Origin of the sequence: Christiangramia sabulilitoris (assembly GCF_007050985.1) — a bacterium.
Taxonomy (GTDB): Bacteria; Bacteroidota; Bacteroidia; order Flavobacteriales; family Flavobacteriaceae; genus Christiangramia; species Christiangramia sabulilitoris.
Genome location: NZ_VHSF01000003.1, coordinates 128202 through 145486 on the forward strand (window position 1 = coordinate 128202; position 17285 = coordinate 145486).

At 39.0% G+C, this 17285-nt stretch carries 15 protein-coding genes; 7 read left to right on the forward strand and 8 right to left on the reverse strand.

Features of this window, described 5'->3' with window-relative positions:
• The 5 genes from prfA to FGM01_RS10830 form a co-directional block, all read right to left on the reverse strand.
• The gene (prfA, locus tag FGM01_RS10810; RefSeq protein WP_143411188.1) at positions 1–1077 is read right to left on the reverse strand and encodes a peptide chain release factor 1; all 1077 of its coding nucleotides are present in this window, start codon (positions 1075–1077) and stop codon (positions 1–3) included.
• A 63-nt stretch (positions 1078–1140) separates the two neighbouring features.
• Complete coding sequence (locus FGM01_RS10815; protein WP_341478034.1) at positions 1141–1839, reverse strand: lysoplasmalogenase family protein; 699 nt, start codon at positions 1837–1839, stop codon at positions 1141–1143.
• A 78-nt stretch (positions 1840–1917) separates the two neighbouring features.
• The gene (locus FGM01_RS10820; protein ID WP_143411190.1) at positions 1918–2616 is read right to left on the reverse strand and encodes a hypothetical protein; all 699 of its coding nucleotides are present in this window, start codon (positions 2614–2616) and stop codon (positions 1918–1920) included.
• 82 nt (positions 2617–2698) lie between these two features.
• Positions 2699–3880 carry an AIR synthase related protein gene (locus FGM01_RS10825; RefSeq protein ID WP_143411191.1) on the reverse strand — a complete coding sequence of 394 codons (1182 nt, stop codon included), beginning with the start codon at positions 3878–3880 and terminating at the stop codon, positions 2699–2701.
• Between the two features lie 127 nt (positions 3881–4007).
• A complete protein-coding gene (locus FGM01_RS10830) occupies positions 4008–6194 on the reverse strand; it encodes a glutamine synthetase III family protein (protein ID WP_143411192.1) in 2187 nt (728 codons plus the stop codon).
• A 288-nt stretch (positions 6195–6482) separates the two neighbouring features.
• On the opposite strand from FGM01_RS10830, the gene FGM01_RS10835 reads away from it, so the two are divergent.
• On the forward strand, positions 6483–7508 hold the full coding sequence (locus tag FGM01_RS10835) for a glutamine synthetase beta-grasp domain-containing protein (protein WP_143411193.1): 1026 nt from the start codon (positions 6483–6485) through the stop codon (positions 7506–7508).
• A gap of 51 nt (positions 7509–7559) precedes the next feature.
• On the opposite strand, the gene FGM01_RS10840 is transcribed toward FGM01_RS10835, so the two are convergent.
• The gene (locus tag FGM01_RS10840; RefSeq protein ID WP_143411194.1) at positions 7560–8504 is read right to left on the reverse strand and encodes a calcium/sodium antiporter; all 945 of its coding nucleotides are present in this window, start codon (positions 8502–8504) and stop codon (positions 7560–7562) included.
• A gap of 129 nt (positions 8505–8633) precedes the next feature.
• On the opposite strand from FGM01_RS10840, the gene FGM01_RS10845 reads away from it, so the two are divergent.
• The 4 genes from FGM01_RS10845 (at position 8634) to FGM01_RS10855 (ending at position 11475) form a co-directional block, all read left to right on the forward strand.
• A complete protein-coding gene (locus FGM01_RS10845; RefSeq protein WP_143411195.1) occupies positions 8634–8996 on the forward strand; it encodes a BlaI/MecI/CopY family transcriptional regulator in 363 nt (120 codons plus the stop codon).
• Complete coding sequence (locus tag FGM01_RS14550) at positions 8996–9172, forward strand: hypothetical protein (protein ID WP_166435219.1); 177 nt, start codon at positions 8996–8998, stop codon at positions 9170–9172. The genes FGM01_RS10845 and FGM01_RS14550 overlap by 1 nt, the downstream gene beginning before the upstream one ends.
• A gap of 129 nt (positions 9173–9301) precedes the next feature.
• A complete protein-coding gene (locus FGM01_RS10850) occupies positions 9302–11227 on the forward strand; it encodes a M56 family metallopeptidase (protein WP_166435220.1) in 1926 nt (641 codons plus the stop codon).
• A 95-nt stretch (positions 11228–11322) separates the two neighbouring features.
• Entirely contained in the window at positions 11323–11475 is a 153-nt protein-coding gene (locus FGM01_RS10855; RefSeq protein WP_143411197.1) for an SsrA-binding protein, read from the forward strand.
• Here the strand turns inward: FGM01_RS10855 and FGM01_RS10860 are convergent.
• Both FGM01_RS10860 and FGM01_RS10865 read right to left on the reverse strand, forming a co-directional pair.
• Positions 11472–11987, reverse strand: a complete 516-nt coding sequence (locus tag FGM01_RS10860) for an adenine phosphoribosyltransferase (protein WP_143411198.1) — start codon at positions 11985–11987, stop codon at positions 11472–11474. The two genes, FGM01_RS10855 and FGM01_RS10860, sit on opposite strands and share 4 nt — an antisense overlap.
• Positions 11988–11996: 9 nt before the next feature.
• Positions 11997–12650, reverse strand: a complete 654-nt coding sequence (locus tag FGM01_RS10865) for a DUF2461 domain-containing protein (protein WP_143411199.1) — start codon at positions 12648–12650, stop codon at positions 11997–11999.
• 742 nt (positions 12651–13392) lie between these two features.
• Here FGM01_RS10865 and FGM01_RS10870 point away from each other — a divergent pair.
• Positions 13393–16593: a TonB-dependent receptor gene (locus FGM01_RS10870; RefSeq protein ID WP_143411200.1), complete on the forward strand. Its 3201-nt coding sequence runs from the start codon at positions 13393–13395 to the stop codon at positions 16591–16593.
• A gap of 118 nt (positions 16594–16711) precedes the next feature.
• Positions 16712–17281: a DinB family protein gene (locus FGM01_RS10875; RefSeq protein ID WP_143411201.1), complete on the forward strand. Its 570-nt coding sequence runs from the start codon at positions 16712–16714 to the stop codon at positions 17279–17281.
• Positions 17282–17285 lie beyond the last annotated feature (4 nt).

The window sequence follows — 17285 nt, forward strand, 5'->3', positions numbered from 1 at the left end:
TTAAAGTATATCTGAGTTTTCTTTCAGCTTCTCTGTATTCTCAGCTAATTGTAACTCGTCGATGATCTTCTGGATATCACCATTGATGATATTTGAAAGATCGTATAAGGTGAGATTGATCCTGTGATCTGTCACCCTGCTCTGCGCATAGTTATAGGTTCTAATCTTGGCACTACGGTCCCCACTGGAAACCATTGAATTTCGCTTTGCGGCATCGGCCTCCATCTTTTTGGCCAGTTCCATTTCGTACAATCTCGAACGTAATACGCGGAATGCTTTCTCCTTGTTCTTATGCTGAGATTTCTGATCCTGACACTGCGCCACCAAACCTGTAGGTTCGTGAGTAAGCCTTACTGCAGAATAGGTCGTGTTTACCGACTGTCCACCGGGACCGGAAGAACAGAAATAATCTATTCTTACATCCTTTGGATCTATCTGCACGTCAAATTCTTCAGCCTCAGGAAGTACCATAACCGTAGCGGCCGAGGTATGTACTCTACCCTGGGTTTCAGTTTGAGGAACTCTTTGTACACGGTGAACACCGGCCTCAAATTTCATAGTTCCATATACATCCTCTCCAGAGATTTCGAAGATCATCTCTTTAAATCCACCACTGGTTCCTTCGCTAAAATCAACGATGTTATGGCTCCAGCCTCTGCTTTCCACATATTTGGTATACATGCGGTACAGATCTCCTGCAAAAATACTGGCTTCATCACCACCGGTACCGGCACGAATTTCCATCACAACATTCTTCCCGTCCTCAGGATCTTTAGGAATAAGCATCATCCTTATCTTATCCTCAAGTTCAGGCAATTGTGCTTTTGCTTCTTCCAGTTGCAGTTTGGCCATATCGGTCATTTCAGGATCACTCCCGTCTGCAATGATCTCTTCGGCTTCCTGGATATTATCGGTCAAGCTGATGTATTTCTCACGCTCATCCATCAGGGCTCTTAGGTCCTTGTACTCTTTATTTAATTCAATATATCGCTTCTGGTCTGAAATTACATCCGGCTGAATAATCAAATCGTTCACCTCATCAAACCGCTGTTTTACGATATTAAGTCTCTCAATCATATATTACTACTGAATTTAGGAAAGCAAATTTACGATATTTTGCCTGAAATTTCAGAGAAAGCTTTAAAGGCTTTCTAATTGGGGAACTGCCCTCCGGCGACCCGCAAATCTGCTAAATTTAATTAGCCCCGCTAAACCCAGAATATAGAAAATCCTGTCTGGATAATAAAATTCATAAAACTCAAGGTAATAAGCTATAAAAGAAGTTATATCTGAAAATACGAGAAAAAGTGCTGCAGCAGCAAAGAAAAATGACGGCTCATCTGAATACCGGTTGTTATATGAGATGGCAGCGATCAATAAGGCCAGCATGGTGATACCATATGCATAGAAAAGTACATTCATATAAGGATAGTCAAATTTCGCCGGTATCATATCTACCAGGAACACCAGCATTACCAGGTTAACACCAAAAACAAGTAAAAAAACAAACCTTTGGAAAAGGCTGCTTTTAAGATTCCGTATTTGAGGAAAAACAGTTGAAACCAGCAGAAGATAAGCCACGATCCTCAAGATAAAAGTAACTGAGCTAGCGAGGGAATTTTCATAAAAGAAAAGCAGGATATCTGAAAATAGCAGGAAAGAAAAAGCAACTAAGATCTTCATGTTTCTCCTACCCCGGCCAATCGACAGAGTGAAAAATATCAAGGTGGTAATTAGACGGGCCCATCTGCCCGCGTCAAGATCAAACAAGTAGGTGACGATGCAATTAACGAGGATTAGCACCAGCGTAATTGCTGGAATTAAATTTTTTGATAACATCCTATTTTGGTTGGTTGGCCGATATTTACGAAAAACAACCTCGATTGGATTGATAAATTTTCAAATTCCTGAAATCACCTAAAATTCGCCGGGCTTTAACTGAAACTTATTTTTAGCGAACTTTATTTCCCTGGCCAATAGAACCAAAGCTCCCAGGGCACATATATTACAGAACCTATCGAAATAATAAAAAACATCAAATTCCAGGTAATAGGCATTGTAATAAAAAATATCAGACAAGACAAAACCAATAGTAACTAAAACCAGGTAGAGGCTTTGTTTATTGGCATACCGGTTTAGAAAGGAGATCGACACTGCAACCACCGCCAGTGAAATCATTCCCAGGGTATAAAATAAGATAAGGAACCAGGGGTCACGGTCTGCCTCTGGCAAAGACCCTGCCATATCATTTAGTAAATAAAGATCCAAGGCTATCGTAGCAGTAGCTATAACGATGGTCACTACATTCAATTTTAATTTTTGAAGATATTGCGAAACTAAAAGAATGAGAAACAAATACGCCAGGATACGTGAGACGTATACTATTTTTTTTAAAATTGGAATTTCGTAATAAACGAGGAGTCCATCGCAAAGGACCAACAATAGAAAAACAAGTAATAACCTGTAATTAGATAAATAATTGCGCAGAAAAAGCCCAGCCAGAATTAACGTCGCTCCAAATCTGAACCACCGGTCTGATTGATGGTCCAGATTATAAATAGCCAGAAAGTTGGTCATGATAAGTAAACTCATCAGTAGGGTAAACCAAAATCTCATTCCTTGTATGCTTAAGTACTAAAAGTATCGCAATTAATTTGCCGGTTTTAACGATTATAGGTCAATTATTGCCGGATATCAATTAATCGTAATTAAATATTCCGTGATCGCTCTTGATCGTTAATTTTTTAGTTTCAGAAGCTTCCACCCGACCCACTATTTTCGCGGCCACATTAAAAGATTCAGATATCTCTATGATCTTTTCAGCCAGGTCTTCATCTACATAAAGCTCCATTCTATGCCCCATATTAAAAACCTGGTACATCTCTTTCCAGTCTGTTTTACTTTCCTTCTGGATGAGTTTAAAAAGTGGCGGAGTCTCAAATAAATCATCTTTGATAACATGCAGGTCACCTATAAAATGCAAAATTTTAGTCTGAGCACCACCGCTACAATGCACCATCCCATGGATCTTATCTGCACCAATTTCATTCAGGATCTTTTTGATGACCGGGGCATACGTCCTGGTTGGTGACAGCACCAGTTTCCCGGCATCGATCGGCGAGTTCTCAACCTCATCAGTAAGCTTTTTAGTTCCTGAATAAATAAGATCTTCAGGAATTGAGCTATCAAAACTTTCAGGATAGTTCTTTGCAAGGACTTTGGAAAAAACGTCATGCCGAGCCGAGGTCAGGCCATTACTGCCCATTCCCCCGTTGTATTCCCTTTCATAAGTAGCCTGGCCAAAAGACGCCAGACCAACGATCACATTTCCGGGTTTGATATTTGCGTTATTAATGACCTCCGCTTTCTTCATTCTCGCGGTTACCGTAGAATCAACAATGATCGTTCTAACCAGGTCACCCACATCTGCCGTTTCGCCACCGGTTGAATGAATTTCAACCCCAAAATCCTTCAATTCTGAAATCAGTTCTTCGGTACCGTTTATAATAGCCGAAATAACTTCTCCGGGAATAAGATTTTTATTCCGTCCTATAGTAGATGAAAGCAGGATATTATCTGTAGCGCCTACACAAAGCAGGTCATCTATATTCATGATCAAGGCATCCTGGGCTATTCCTTTCCAGACAGAAATATCCCCCGTTTCCTTCCAGTACATATAGGCCAGGGAAGATTTAGTACCTGCACCATCGGCATGCATGATCAAACAGTGATCGTCGCTTCCGGTTAGATGATCTGGCACGATCTTGCAGAATGCCTTCGGAAAAAGGCCTTTATCCACATTTTTGATCGCGTTATGCACATCTTCTTTTCCCGCGGAAACACCACGTCCTGAATATCGCTTACTTACTTCTTTACTCATGAGGTTTTACTTAGAGTTTTCAAAGATAAATAGTTTAAACACTTCTAATAAATAATAAAAGAATTAAATAAAAAAAGCCACGCGTAGGGAGCGTGGCTTTTTGCAGATGACTTCGTTTAACAGAATGTTATCTTGTAAATAACAATTCTCTGTATTTAGCCAAAGGCCAAATTTCATCATCTACCAATAATTCCAGTTTATCACAATGGTATCTTATTTCTTCAAAGTACGGCTTCACATCATCACAGTATGCAAAGGCTTTTTCCTCAGCATCCTCGATCTTATTAGCTACTTTTCTGGCTTCGATCATTGCATTTACATTAGAGTTAATACTCGCGATATGAGCAGAAATACTTTCAATGATCTCTAATTGTTCTTTTGCGTGCCTGGTATATTCTTCACCATAAATAGACTTTAGTCCGGTTACGTTCTTGATCAAAACATTTTGGTAACGTATGGCGGTAGGAATGATATGGTTCCTGGCAATATCCCCCAGGATACGTCCTTCTATCTGTATCCTCATGGCATACTCTTCAAGCTCTATCTCATGACGGGCATCGATCTCCACCTCGTTCATTACTTCAAGCTCTTTATATAAGGCCTTGGTCTTTTTGCTTACCTGAGCTTTAAGTGCTAAAGGCGTAGTCCTGTTGTTGCTCAGACCTCGTTTTTTAGCTTCTTTTTCCCAGGCTTCTCCATAACCATCACCCTCAAAACGGATCTTTTTAGATTTCTTGATGTATTCTCTAAGTACGTTGAAGATAGCATCATCTTTCTTCATCTTATCGTTCTTGATAAGCTTATCTACCTCAACTTTGAATTCTTTTAATTGCTTCGCCACTATACTATTAAGCACAGTCATAGCCCCGGCACAGTTAGCCAGAGAACCTACCGCACGGAACTCAAATTTGTTTCCGGTGAAAGCGAATGGAGAAGTACGGTTTCTATCGGTATTATCAAGAAGGATCTCAGGGATCTTACCTACTACGTTCAGTTTAAGATCTGTCTTCTCCTGTGGAGAAAGTTTACCATCAGTCACCTTTTCAAGTTCATCCAATACCTTGGTTAGCTGAGAACCGATAAAAACAGATATAATTGCCGGTGGGGCTTCGTTGGCACCCAGACGGTGATCATTAGAAGCACTGGCAATTGCCGCTCTTAAAAGCTCCTCATTATCATAAACCGCTTTTATGGTATTAACAAAGAAAGTAAGGAACTGTAAATTCTTCATTGGGGTTGATCCCGGGGATAACAGGTTTGTACCTGTATCTGTAGCCAGCGACCAGTTATTATGTTTTCCACTACCGTTAATACCGGCAAATGGTTTTTCATGCATCAATACTGCAAGATTATGTCTCTCCCCTACTTTTTTCATCACATCCATGATCAATGAATTATGATCTACGGCAAGGTTAGCTTCCTCAAAGATCGGAGCCAGCTCAAATTGGTTCGGTGCAACCTCATTATGACGTGTCTTTACCGGAATACCCAATTTCATGCATTCGATTTCAAGATCCATCATAAACGAGATGGCTCTTGACGGGATCGATCCAAAATAGTGATCATCCAATTGCTGTCCCTTAGCCGGGGAATGTCCAAGAAGAGTTCTTCCGGTAAGAGTAATATCTGGTCTTGAAGCAACCAATGCTGAGTCGATAAGAAAGTACTCCTGTTCCCATCCAAGGGTGGCATTTACTTTCTTAACATTCTTATCAAAATATTTTGCAACATTCGTCGCTGCATTGTCTACAGCCTGTAAAGCTCTAAGTAACGGAGTTTTATTATCCAGTGCTTCCCCGGTATACGAAACAAATACGGTGGGAATACATAGAGTTGTACCCCAGATAAATGCTGGAGAAGTTGGATCCCAGGCAGTATAACCTCTTGCTTCAAAAGTATTTCTAATACCTCCATTAGGAAAACTTGATGCATCAGGTTCCTGCTGCACTAATTGTCCACCGCCAAATTTTTCGATCGCAAGCCCTTCTGTTAAAGGTTCAAAGAAAGAGTCATGCTTTTCTGCAGTAGCCCCGGTCAACGGCTGGAACCAGTGAGTATAATGCGTAACTCCCTTAGAGATCGCCCATTCTTTCATCCCGGTAGAGATATGATCGGCAACGTTACGGTCTATTTTCTTTCCTGTACGCATGGCTTCGGTCACATTTTCGTATGCTTCCTTAGTAAGAAACTGTCTCATCACAGTTTCGTTGAAGACATTCATTGAAAAAATTTCTGACCTTCTCTTAGGTTCTTCCACCTTTACAGGCTTTCGGTTTAAAGTTTCTTTTAAAGCTTGAAATCTTAAAGTTGACATATATAAATTTTGAGTTGTGTTTTATTTTCAGAAAACTGGCCTTCAGCATATTGCAAAGACCTGTAATTGTAAAAAATTTTTATTTCAAGTCGCGAATATAGGGTTTATGCTTTGAACAATTAAAGATATTAACCTTAAAAAATGCTAAATTTTTAATTTCACCCCTTAATTTTTAGGGTTCAAATAAAAATTAACTTCATTTTATATTTTGAGACCCCTTCTTAAAAGGGGTTTAAGATTTAATTAATATTTTTGATGCTTTAATTAGTCATTTTAAATTTCAGAAATATGAGCAGTAAGGCTAAACTTGAGTACATCTGGCTTGATGGGTATTACCCTACCCAGAACATGAGGAGTAAAACTAAGATCGAAGATAATTTTAGCGGCAAACTGGAAGATTGTCCTATCTGGTCTTTCGATGGTTCCTCCACCAAACAGGCTGAAGGCAGAAATTCAGATTGCCTGTTAAAACCAGTAGCGATCTATCCAGACCCGGCACGCAAGAACGGGTACCTGGTCATGTCTGAAGTTTTAAATCCCGATGGAACTCCGCATGAAACCAACTCCAGAGCGACGATCGACGATGAAGATGAGGATTTTTGGTTCGGCTTTGAACAGGAATATTTTATAATGGACACCAAAACCCAGCTGCCACTAGGCTTTCCTGTTGGAGGTTACCCGGGACCGCAGGGTATGTATTACTGCTCTGTTGGCGGCAGGAACACCCATGGCAGAAAATTAGTTGAAAGACATGCAGATCTTTGCCTGGAGGCAGGGATAAATTTTGAAGGAATCAACCAGGAAGTTGCAGCCGGACAGTGGGAATTCCAGGTGTTTGCAAAAGGCGGGAAAAAAGCAGGTGATGAAGTCTGGATTGCCCGATACCTGCTGGACAGACTTACCGAAGAATATGGTTACTATATAGAATATCATCCTAAACCTGTAAAAGGAGACTGGAATGGCTCAGGTATGCACTGTAATTTTTCTAATACCTTATTAAGAACTGCCGGTTCTAAAGAGGTTTATGACCAGGTTTGTGAAGCATTCAGGCCGGTAACCTCAGAGCATATAGAAGTATATGGTGAATATAACGACCAGAGATTAACCGGAAACCACGAAACAGCTTCCATTCACGATTTTAGTTACGGAGTTTCAGACCGTGGCGCTTCGATACGTATTCCTATAATTACGGTTGAAAAAGGCTATAAAGGTTGGCTGGAAGATCGCAGGCCGGCATCTAATGCAGATCCATATAAAGTAGCCGCAAGGATCATTAAGACGGTGGAATCTGCAGAGGTTGCTGTTGAAGCCTAGAAAATAATATGAAAAAGAGAATTAAGAGCCATCCTTCGCGGGGTGGCTTTTTTATACAAAAGCCATAACAATAAAGACTGAATAAGCTATGAGAAGTGCAAAACCTTCTTTTCTGCCAATTTCAGAAATTTTGGGTATAAGCAGCATAGGTAGTAAAACAAAGGCAACCCCCAGCATCCAGAAAATATCTGTAGTAAGTACCTCTGCAGATTGCACGGCTATTGGCTGAATGATCGCAGTCAATCCAAGTACAGATCCTATATTGAAAATATTAGACCCTATAAGGTTCCCCAATGAAATGGCTTTCTCCTTTTTTATCGCAGCGATAAGCGAAGCCGCCAGTTCCGGGACGCTTGTTCCCACGGCAATAATGGTCACTGAAACTACCCTTTCACTAATCCCTAACTGGGTAGCCAGGTCTACTGCACCTTTCACTAATAGTTCTGATCCACCCCAAAGGGCCAGGATACCTATTAAAAGCCAGATGGTCATTTTAAAACCTCTCACCTTCTTAAGGGACTCGTCTACCTCCTCGATAATAATATTGTCCTTTCTCCTGGAGCGTTTAATCAAAAAGAAAAGATATGCTGCAAGACCAAATAATAAGATTGCCCCTTCTATTCTTGACAGTTCATAATTACTTTTCAAAAAGAAATATAGTACGATAGAAAAAATCATCATTACCGGCCAGTTAAAACGGTAAAAATCCCGGTCTACCATCAGCGGGGAAACCATGGCGGTTAGCCCGAGCACTAATCCAATATTGGCAATATTCGATCCAATTACATTTCCTAGGGATATATCAGAGAAACCATCGATCGCCGCCTGCAGACTCACCAGTAATTCGGGAGCAGAAGTAGCGAATGAAACTACCGTAAGACCTATCACCATCCGGGATATATTCAGTTTGAGTGAAAGTGCCACAGAGGACCTTACCAGAAACTCACCTCCTATAACCAGCAATACAAAGCCAACAAGTAGAAATACGATGCTCATCTAAACTATTTTTGGCGAAGATAAAGAATTGCCTCAGAAAGGAGCCGGAATAAATTATAACTACTTTTATAGTTTATAAACTATTTTTTTAGTTATATTTGAAATTGTCATCACTGAAAGACTATTGAAATGGAAAAGTTAACCAACAAGGAAGAAGAGATCATGAGGGTTCTCTGGGAGCTTGAAACCGCTTTTGTAAAAGATGTTCTGCCAAATCTAAAAGATCAGAAACTCCATTACAATACCGTTTCTACTATTATTCGAAAGCTTGAGGAAAAGGGATATGTCTCGCATAAAGCCTATGGTAAAACCCACCAGTATTTTCCGAAAATTTCAAAAGAAATGTACCGCAAGCAATTTATGAACATGGCTACCAAACGATTTTTTGACAACTCGTTCAAAAATGTGGTATCCTTTTTCGCTAAAGAAGAAAAAATAAGCGCCGATGAGCTAAGGGAAATTCTGGATATTATAGAAAAAAAGAAAAAGTGATGGAAAGTTTATTGATCTACCTAATCAAAGCCTCGGCCCTTATCGCGATCTTCTTTTTAAGCTATTTTACCCTGCTCAAAAAAGAAACCTCTTTCCTGCTCAACAGGAAATTTCTGGCCGCGGGCATTTTAACTTCCATGGTACTTCCTTCCATTTATTTCACTAAAAAAGTTTAAATCACAGCAAACCAGACCAGGTTCGATTTCACAACGACCACAAATAAGGCCGCCATATTACCAAATGATCCAGCCTTAGACTGGTGGCAAATCGCCGGGATATTATATCTGGTAATAACCTTTATTTTCTTGCTAAGATTTTCTATTCAGTTAGGTTCCGTTTTCAGGATCATTAACAGGAATAAGTTTCAGAAAAGGTCAGATTTAAAGTATGTTGAGATCTGTGAAGATCAACTTCCTTTCTCCTTCTTCAGGTATATCGTTTATAATCCTGCGAAACATTCAGAAAAAGAGCTTGACCTTATACTTACCCATGAAAAAGTACATGCTAAACAGGCGCATTCTGCAGATATACTTTTAGTAAACATTTTAACCAGTATACTGTGGTTTAATCCTTTTGCCTGGCTATACAGGAAAGCTGTTGTAGAGAATCTGGAATTTATTGCCGACCGTGAGACGATAAAAAACACCTCCAGAATTAAAGAATATCAACAAACACTTTTAAAAGTTTCAGTAGCCGATCTGAACCCGGCACTTACTAACCAATTCTATCAATCATTGATCAAAAAACGAATAATTATGTTAAACACAAATTCATCCTCAAAAAGTCCCGCATGGAAACTAAACCTACTTATCCCTGTACTCCTGGGATTTATGTTCTTTTATAATGTAAGGACCGAAGCCCAGGTGATAAATTCAGAAAATGAGAATACCTCTGAAATCATTAAAAACGGAAAGTCCATAACCATAAGCGCTCAGACCTCTGAAATAGCCCTTAAAAAAGTCGAGAAATTCTTTGAACCCGATGGACTTGTACTTGAGTTCAATGATGTAAAAATTAAGTCGGGAAAAATCATAAGCATAAGTTCTACATTAACCGATCCTGTAAAAGGGCTCATCAAAAATTATAACCAGTCCAATAGCCTGGGGATAAAACCTGTAAGGATCTATTTGAATGAAGATAATGACATGGGGTTTGAGACAATGGAAGATGCAGATAATTATAATATAAGTAACCAGCAATTATTGAGGGATCTGGGTGAAAAACCTTTATATGTTATCAATGGAAAGCCGGTAAAATCTAGTGATCTAAAAGGTAAATATATTAAGGTAAATGGAAATGTAGAGGTGAAAACAGGTGTTAATTCTACAGCTTTATACGGTTCACGCGGGAAGGATGGTGTGGTTATAATTAGTGAAGCTGAAATACTGAACGAATTTACAGATGACAGCTCCTTCAAAGACAATCTGGATTTTAGCCAGGAGTATATTATGGTAGACAAGGACGGGAAGCCTTTTCCGATAAAATTAGAAACCCGTATCCATTCCAATAAAAATTCAAAACTGAAGTCCAAATCTGCCACAAACAAAAAATCATGGACTGTAGAACCTGATGTTCATGTTACCGGCATTGAATTTTCAACCGATGATAAAGCTGAAATAATAGAAACACTTTCCTCTGAGGATATTATTGGGGACTCTGTAATTGGTTACCAACATGTAGAAGAACCAATAGATAGCAAATCTATTCAAAATCATCAAAAGGATGAGGTGCCCGGTGAAGTATATATTAAGCAGGCCAAACCAATAATTGTGGTAAACGGGCAAATTAAAGACCAGGATTACGACCCAGAAGTTCTTGATCCAGAACATATTGCCAATGTGAAAGTTATTAAAGGGACTGGAGCTATTGAGAAATATGGAAAAAAAGCTAATGCCGGGGTTATTGAAATCACTACCAAAGACCATGCGGGGAATACAACCAGATCAAAGAATGTACATATGCATGTGGTCCATAAAGATCAAAATGATAAGAGTCTGGAAAATTTGAAAAAGATGATCAGGGATGATGCAAATATCGATGCTGAGTTTTCAAATATTAAAAGAAATGCAGCAGGAGTCATAACTGGCATATCGATAAATGCAGAAACGGCAGCGGGTAAAAAAGCCAGCGCAAGCTTTAGTAATTCAGATGGCATACCTATGATCCTCATTGGACTGGATAAGAAAGACCGGCTTATCATTTCCAGTAATTATGCTACCGATGAGGACTAAATCTGAAATAGAATTTCTTAATGAGCCGCTACCTTAGCGGCTTTTAAATGTCTAAATACCAAATATTCGTATCTTTAGTATCTAACCTGGTGAAAATGAAAAAACAGTTTTTTAAAACCTTATCAAAGCTTAATAAAAAACTTCTGCCCAGTTATACCAAAAAGGGTCTTGAGCTTCAGAAAGCGACTAAAGCCCAAATGGCCATTATTGGATGGAAATTATGGGTTACTAAAAATGCCCTTGATTAGCTGTATTGAATTAAAGACGAAACATTATATTTTTCAAGCCTGGCACGACCGTTCAAAAATTCCAGTTCTACCAGGAAATTACATTGCACGATCTCACCCCCGCACCTCTCTATTAATTTACAGGTGGCCGCAGCCGTACCACCGGTAGCCAGTACATCATCATGTAGAAGAATTTTCTCCCCTTTTTTAATTGCATCTTCATGGATCTCGAGGGTGTCACTACCATATTCGAGGTCGTAATTCTCTGAATGTGTACGATGAGGTAATTTGCCGGGTTTTCTAACTGGAATAAATCCTGCCTTCAGTTTATCAGCAAGAAGGGTTGCAAAGAAAAAGCCCCTGGATTCAATTCCTACAACTTTATCTAAATTACGGTGAGGAAGATTTTTTAAAAAAAGTTCTACTGCTTGATTCATCGCCTGGGGATCAAGAAGCAGCGGGGTTATATCTTTATAACTAACTCCTTTTTTTGGAAAATCTGTAATATTACGAACGTATTTTTCTAATTGCATTTTTTCTATTTAAACGGTGACTGCATTATTCAGATAGTTCCTGAAAGGGAGCATTTCCTTATATACCTGTACTAAATCATCCTGAAATTTATCATCCAGAATCTCCTTTTGAGTAAATTCATGCATTACGGCAAAACTCTTATTTCTAAGCACGTCGATATACTTATGGTCTTTATCATAACCTTTTGGCGATGTCTTTAATTTTTCTTCGTCCATAAGACCTCCAAAAGTTTCTTTGAAAGATTTTTTGTTCAAGATCTTAACGAATTCTTCTCCATTGTAATCAATGGCAGCTCTTATATTATCAAGAATTTCCTTCTTTGGCTTATAAAAACCTCCGGCAACAAAACTTCCGTTAATACCAATAAGGATATAAAAATCACCTTTACCTTTTTCCTGATCAAGGCCAGCGCCAAAATGATCCTTATAAACCGGTTTATTGGGATGGAAAAGTAGATTATTATTGATACGGTTAATCGCCTGTTTCCCTGTAGTTGGGGAATAGTCTGGATCTGCTTTAGAAAATATTATATCCATTTGATTTAACCAGTCAATATAGAAATCTCTTATTTCATGGTATCTTTTTCTATGCTCATCCATCCACTCCTTATTATTATTAGCGTTCAGATCTCGTAAAAAATCAAATAACTTATAAAAGCTCATTTTTATTTTAAAGGTATTAAAACCTTAAAGAAAATGGTATATCATATTTAACCTGTTTGAAAAACCTCTTCATTTTCAATTATTCAGACTTTAAACTTATTCAGTCTGTTCAAAACCTGATACCGTTAAACGAATCATAATTTTTTAATTAAATTAGAGTATTAATTAATTTAAAGGTCATCATGAATTATGAAAAAATAGGGGAAGATTTATATTCCCCAAAATCAGACAGATCTCCTCTAAAATCAATTAATGAAATTAAATTTAGCTATCACATAAATAGTGAAATAAAGGGGGAATTTATTATAACAGAAATTACTTCAAAACTGTTTCATCAACACGAAACCTTCGTCAAGAGGTCTACTTATCGCTTAAAACTGGGGGAGATTGAAGATTGTGTAAAATCACACATTAAAAACCATATGCTGCAACTGGGCATAAAAAAAGAGATGATCCCCAAAACCTTAAAAAATTTCAATATTTCTGAACAAACCAGGGATTTTAAAAGTTCAGCCTGACCAATTATATTTTTCCTCTAGAAGAAAACCTCATTTTAAGATGAGGTTTTCTTTTTTTTAACGCTATCCGTTTTATAAAATTTACCGAATAATTATTTAATACACTGACGGCCATTCAATTATAACAATTTCATCCCTATTAAAATAACTTAAAAAATTAATTCCCCAAAGATTTTAGAAAGCTTACTTTTGCGCCAAATTAACAAAAACACAACACAAGCAAAATGAAAAGATTATTACTGCTGTTTACAATGGCATTGTTCTCAAATTTAAATGCTTCTGCTCAGGTTACCACAGCCGAGATTAGCGGAGAAGTTTTTTATGAAGAGAACACGCCACTACCAGGTGCTAATATCACCGCGGTACACACCCCTACTGGTACCACTTATGGTGCAGTTACTAATTTTGATGGTGGATTCAACCTGCTCAACCTTAGAGTTGGAGGACCTTACAAGATCTCTGTAAGTTATGTTGGATTCAAAACATCTGTTCTGGAAGGAATTAACCTTAACCTGGGACAGACCTATAATGTAGAGATCGAGATGGTGTCTGACGCCACCCAGCTTGATGCAGTTGTAATTACTGCTACCAGGAATCAGGTCATTAATAGTGACCGTACTGGTGCTGAAACGAACATAGGTAGCAGAGAATTGAAGTCACTTCCTACTATTTCGAGGTCTGCTTCAGATTTCTATCGTTTGGAACCTACCGCTTCGAGTAATGGTTCATTTGGTGGTAGAAATGACCAGTTCAACAACTTTAGTCTTGATGGTTCTATTTTCAACAACCCTTTTGGACTTGATGCAGCTACACCAGGTGGTCAAACTAATGCTCAGCCTATTTCTCTGGATGCAATAGACCAGATCCAGGTTTCTACTGCTCCCTATGATGTTACCCAGGCTGGATTTACGGGTGCTTCTGTAAATGCCGTTACTAAAAGTGGAACTAACGAAGTAAAAGGAACCGTTTACGGGTTTTACCGTAATGAAGATATGACCGGTGACAAGGTTGGCGGTGATGATATCATCGTTCCAGACCTTAAGCAGGCTCAATATGGCTTTAGCATTGGAGCTCCAATTATTAAAGACAAACTTTTTGTTTTCGCAAACTTTGAAAAAGATGACAGGGAAGATCTAGGATCTAATTTCCTTGCCAGCAGACCCGGTCTTACCGGCTCTAACATTTCCAGAGTAACTGCAGAAGATCTTGACTATGTATCCAATCAACTATCATCTCTAGGATATGAGACCGGAGCTTATGAAAACTATACTCATGAGACCGAGTCTACCAAAGGTATTTTGAAACTAGACTGGAACATCAACCAGAATCACAGGCTGGCTTTCATCTATAACTTCCTTGATGCCTCAAGAGATCTTCCGGCAAACCCGGAAGCAATTGGAAGAAGAGGACCAGATCTTACCACCCTTCAATTTAGAAATTCAGGATACAGAATTAATAATAAGATCGATTCCTGGTTGGTAGAATTAAACTCGAATTTCGGGAATATTTCAAATAAGTTCCAGGCCGGTTATACTTTCTTTGATGATAGCCGTGATCCTTTTTCTGCACCGGCTCCGGCCATTAGTATCCAGAAAGACGGAGTACGTTATATCGTGGCAGGTCATGAGCCATTCTCTATCAATAACAGGCTTGAGCAGAATGTATACCAGATCACAAACAACTTGAATCTGATTGCTGGGAACCATACCTTCACCTTTGGTGGAAGTTTTGAAAGATTTGATTTTGACAACTCCTTTAACCTGGGAGCTTATACTTTCTTTAATGAAAATGGTGGAGTTGGTGTATTTGCGCCAGATTTTACCAGCGTAAGAACTAACCCGGCTAATCCCGGAGGAAGTTTCCAGGAGGCTGTAGAGAACGGTTTGATCGCTGCTTCTTTGAACAATGCACAGAATGTATTTGACTCAAGAAATGCTAGTGGAAACTGGGCTTTAGCTGAGACGAATGTAGGACAGCTTGCTTTCTATGCACAGGACAGATGGAAGATCACAGATGATTTCACCTTCACTTATGGTCTAAGGGTAGACAAGCCATTATATTTTGATACTGAAGATAAAATTCGTGAGAATATAGATCGACTTGCCGGCGGAACTTTCCCTGACGGAGATTACCAGCCAGAGATCACTTATTTTGATGAAAACGGTGACCCGGTTAAATTAAACAGTTTGGAACTTCCTTCTAATGACCTTTTATGGTCTCCAAGACTTGGATTCAACTGGGATGTTTTTGGTGATAACCAACTACAGCTTCGTGGTGGTACAGGGATCTTTACCGGTAGACTTCCATTCGTATGGATAGGTAACCAGGTGGCCAACCCGGCTTTCTATTTCTACCAGACTACTGCCCCAGATTTCAAATTCCCGCAGGTATGGAGAAATAGTTTAGGCGCAGATTACAGGTTTGAAAATGGCCTTGTGGCTACTACAGATTTCATTTATACCAAGGACATCAATGCTCAAATGGTAAGAAACTATGGTCTTTCCAGACCTACAGGTACATTGAACGGTGTGGATAACCGTCCTGTTTACCAAACCAGTGACAGAGCTGTAAACGAATTTGGTGGAGTTACCAATGCTTATGTATTCACCAATACAGATGTAGGATATTCGTTTAACTGGTCTGTTAAACTTGCCAAGAGTTTTGAAAAAGATTTCTACGCAAGTATTGCCTATAATTATTTGAAAGCAGAAGATGCCAGTTCACTGGATGCAGAGATCTCAAGTGATGCTTATGACAGAAACCCTGCTTTAGGAAATGTAAATGCAGCAGTTAGTACACCTTCAAGATATGGTGACAAGCACAGGATCGTAGGACAGTTGAACAAAGAATTCAACTATGGTAAAAATGATCGTTGGAGAACATCTATTGGAGCATTCTATGAGTATGCCCAGGGTGGAAGATTCTCTTATACCTATTCAGGAGATATCAATAATGACGGTTCTGTATTGAATGACCTTATTTATATACCTACCCAAGCTGAATTACAGCAATATACTTTCAGTGGTTCTCCTGCCGAGCAGGAAACACAGAGACAAGCCTTCGAGCAGTATATCCAGCAGGATGAATATCTGAACGAAAACCGTGGTGATTATGCTGAAAAGTATGGTATTCTAAGTCCATGGAGAGGAAGATGGGATGTGAAATTCCTTCAGGATTATAACATTAAGGTTGGTGAAAAAACCAATACTATCCAGTTAAGTCTTGATATTCTTAACTTCGGTAACCTGTTGAGTTCAGACTGGGGTGTGATCGAGATACCTGTAAACGACCAGCCAATCGGGGTAAGTGTAGGTGACGATAATACACCTGTTTATACTTTTGGTAATCAAACCAGAACCTTTGCCAATGATTTCAGTCTTGAATCAAGATGGCAGGCCCAGGTAGGTTTACGTTATATATTCTAAAAGGTTAACCTCCTATAAAATCAAAGCAGTCTTAGCAATAAGGCTGCTTTTTTTATATTCGGAATTCAGCAGACATAGCTAGTTTTCCTATCTTTAGGTAAAACCTAATCGTGGTAAAATGGATAAGTGGACGACACAGATCGAGGAAGTAACCGAAAAATTTCAAAAATCATTCAGTCATCTTTCAGAAAATGAACTCAACTGGAAACCTTCGCCCGAGACGTGGAGCATTGCTGAAAACATTACCCACCTTATAGAGGTGAACAGTTCATATTTCGCCGGGTTCAACGCCCTGTCCCGGGGCAATTATAAACTTCCATTTATCGCCAGGTTTGGTTTTGTGGTCAATTTTTTCGGCAATATGATCCTGAAATCTGTCCAACCGGACAGAAAAAATAAGATGAAAACTTTTCCTATGTGGAAACCAGCAGAAGGATCATCGTATCAGAATATCTTAGAACGATTTTCAGATCATCAGTCGGCATTAAAAAAAGAGATAGCCCAGGTTTTGGATAAGACCAGGGAAAATGCCGTCATCTCCTCTCCCGCTAATAAGAATATAGTTTATAGATTAGGGACTGCCTTTGATATAATTGTGGCGCATGAATTTCGCCATTATGAACAAGCCAGGGAAGTTCTAAAGTTAATAGAAAAAAGCCCAGGAACCAGCCAAGGACTGAACAATTGATCAA

Bases quoted from the DNA above. Each gene is read 5' to 3' on its own strand.
- FGM01_RS10820 (WP_143411190.1), bottom strand. From the start codon at position 2,616: ATGAGATTTTGGTTTACCCTACTGATGAGTTTACTTATCATGACCAAC.
- FGM01_RS10870 (WP_143411200.1), top strand. From the start codon at position 13,393: ATGAAAAGATTATTACTGCTGTTTACAATGGCATTGTTCTCAAATTTA.
- FGM01_RS10865 (WP_143411199.1), bottom strand. From the start codon at position 12,650: ATGAGCTTTTATAAGTTATTTGATTTTTTACGAGATCTGAACGCTAAT.
- FGM01_RS10860 (WP_143411198.1), bottom strand. From the start codon at position 11,987: ATGCAATTAGAAAAATACGTTCGTAATATTACAGATTTTCCAAAAAAA.
- FGM01_RS10845 (WP_143411195.1), top strand. From the start codon at position 8,634: ATGGAAAAGTTAACCAACAAGGAAGAAGAGATCATGAGGGTTCTCTGG.
- FGM01_RS10815 (WP_341478034.1), bottom strand. From the start codon at position 1,839: ATGTTATCAAAAAATTTAATTCCAGCAATTACGCTGGTGCTAATCCTC.
- prfA (WP_143411188.1), bottom strand. From the start codon at position 1,077: ATGATTGAGAGACTTAATATCGTAAAACAGCGGTTTGATGAGGTGAAC.
- FGM01_RS14550 (WP_166435219.1), top strand. From the start codon at position 8,996: ATGGAAAGTTTATTGATCTACCTAATCAAAGCCTCGGCCCTTATCGCG.
- FGM01_RS10835 (WP_143411193.1), top strand. From the start codon at position 6,483: ATGAGCAGTAAGGCTAAACTTGAGTACATCTGGCTTGATGGGTATTAC.
- FGM01_RS10855 (WP_143411197.1), top strand. From the start codon at position 11,323: ATGAAAAAACAGTTTTTTAAAACCTTATCAAAGCTTAATAAAAAACTT.
- FGM01_RS10825 (WP_143411191.1), bottom strand. From the start codon at position 3,880: ATGAGTAAAGAAGTAAGTAAGCGATATTCAGGACGTGGTGTTTCCGCG.
- FGM01_RS10875 (WP_143411201.1), top strand. From the start codon at position 16,712: ATGGATAAGTGGACGACACAGATCGAGGAAGTAACCGAAAAATTTCAA.
- FGM01_RS10830 (WP_143411192.1), bottom strand. From the start codon at position 6,194: ATGTCAACTTTAAGATTTCAAGCTTTAAAAGAAACTTTAAACCGAAAG.
- FGM01_RS10840 (WP_143411194.1), bottom strand. From the start codon at position 8,504: ATGAGCATCGTATTTCTACTTGTTGGCTTTGTATTGCTGGTTATAGGA.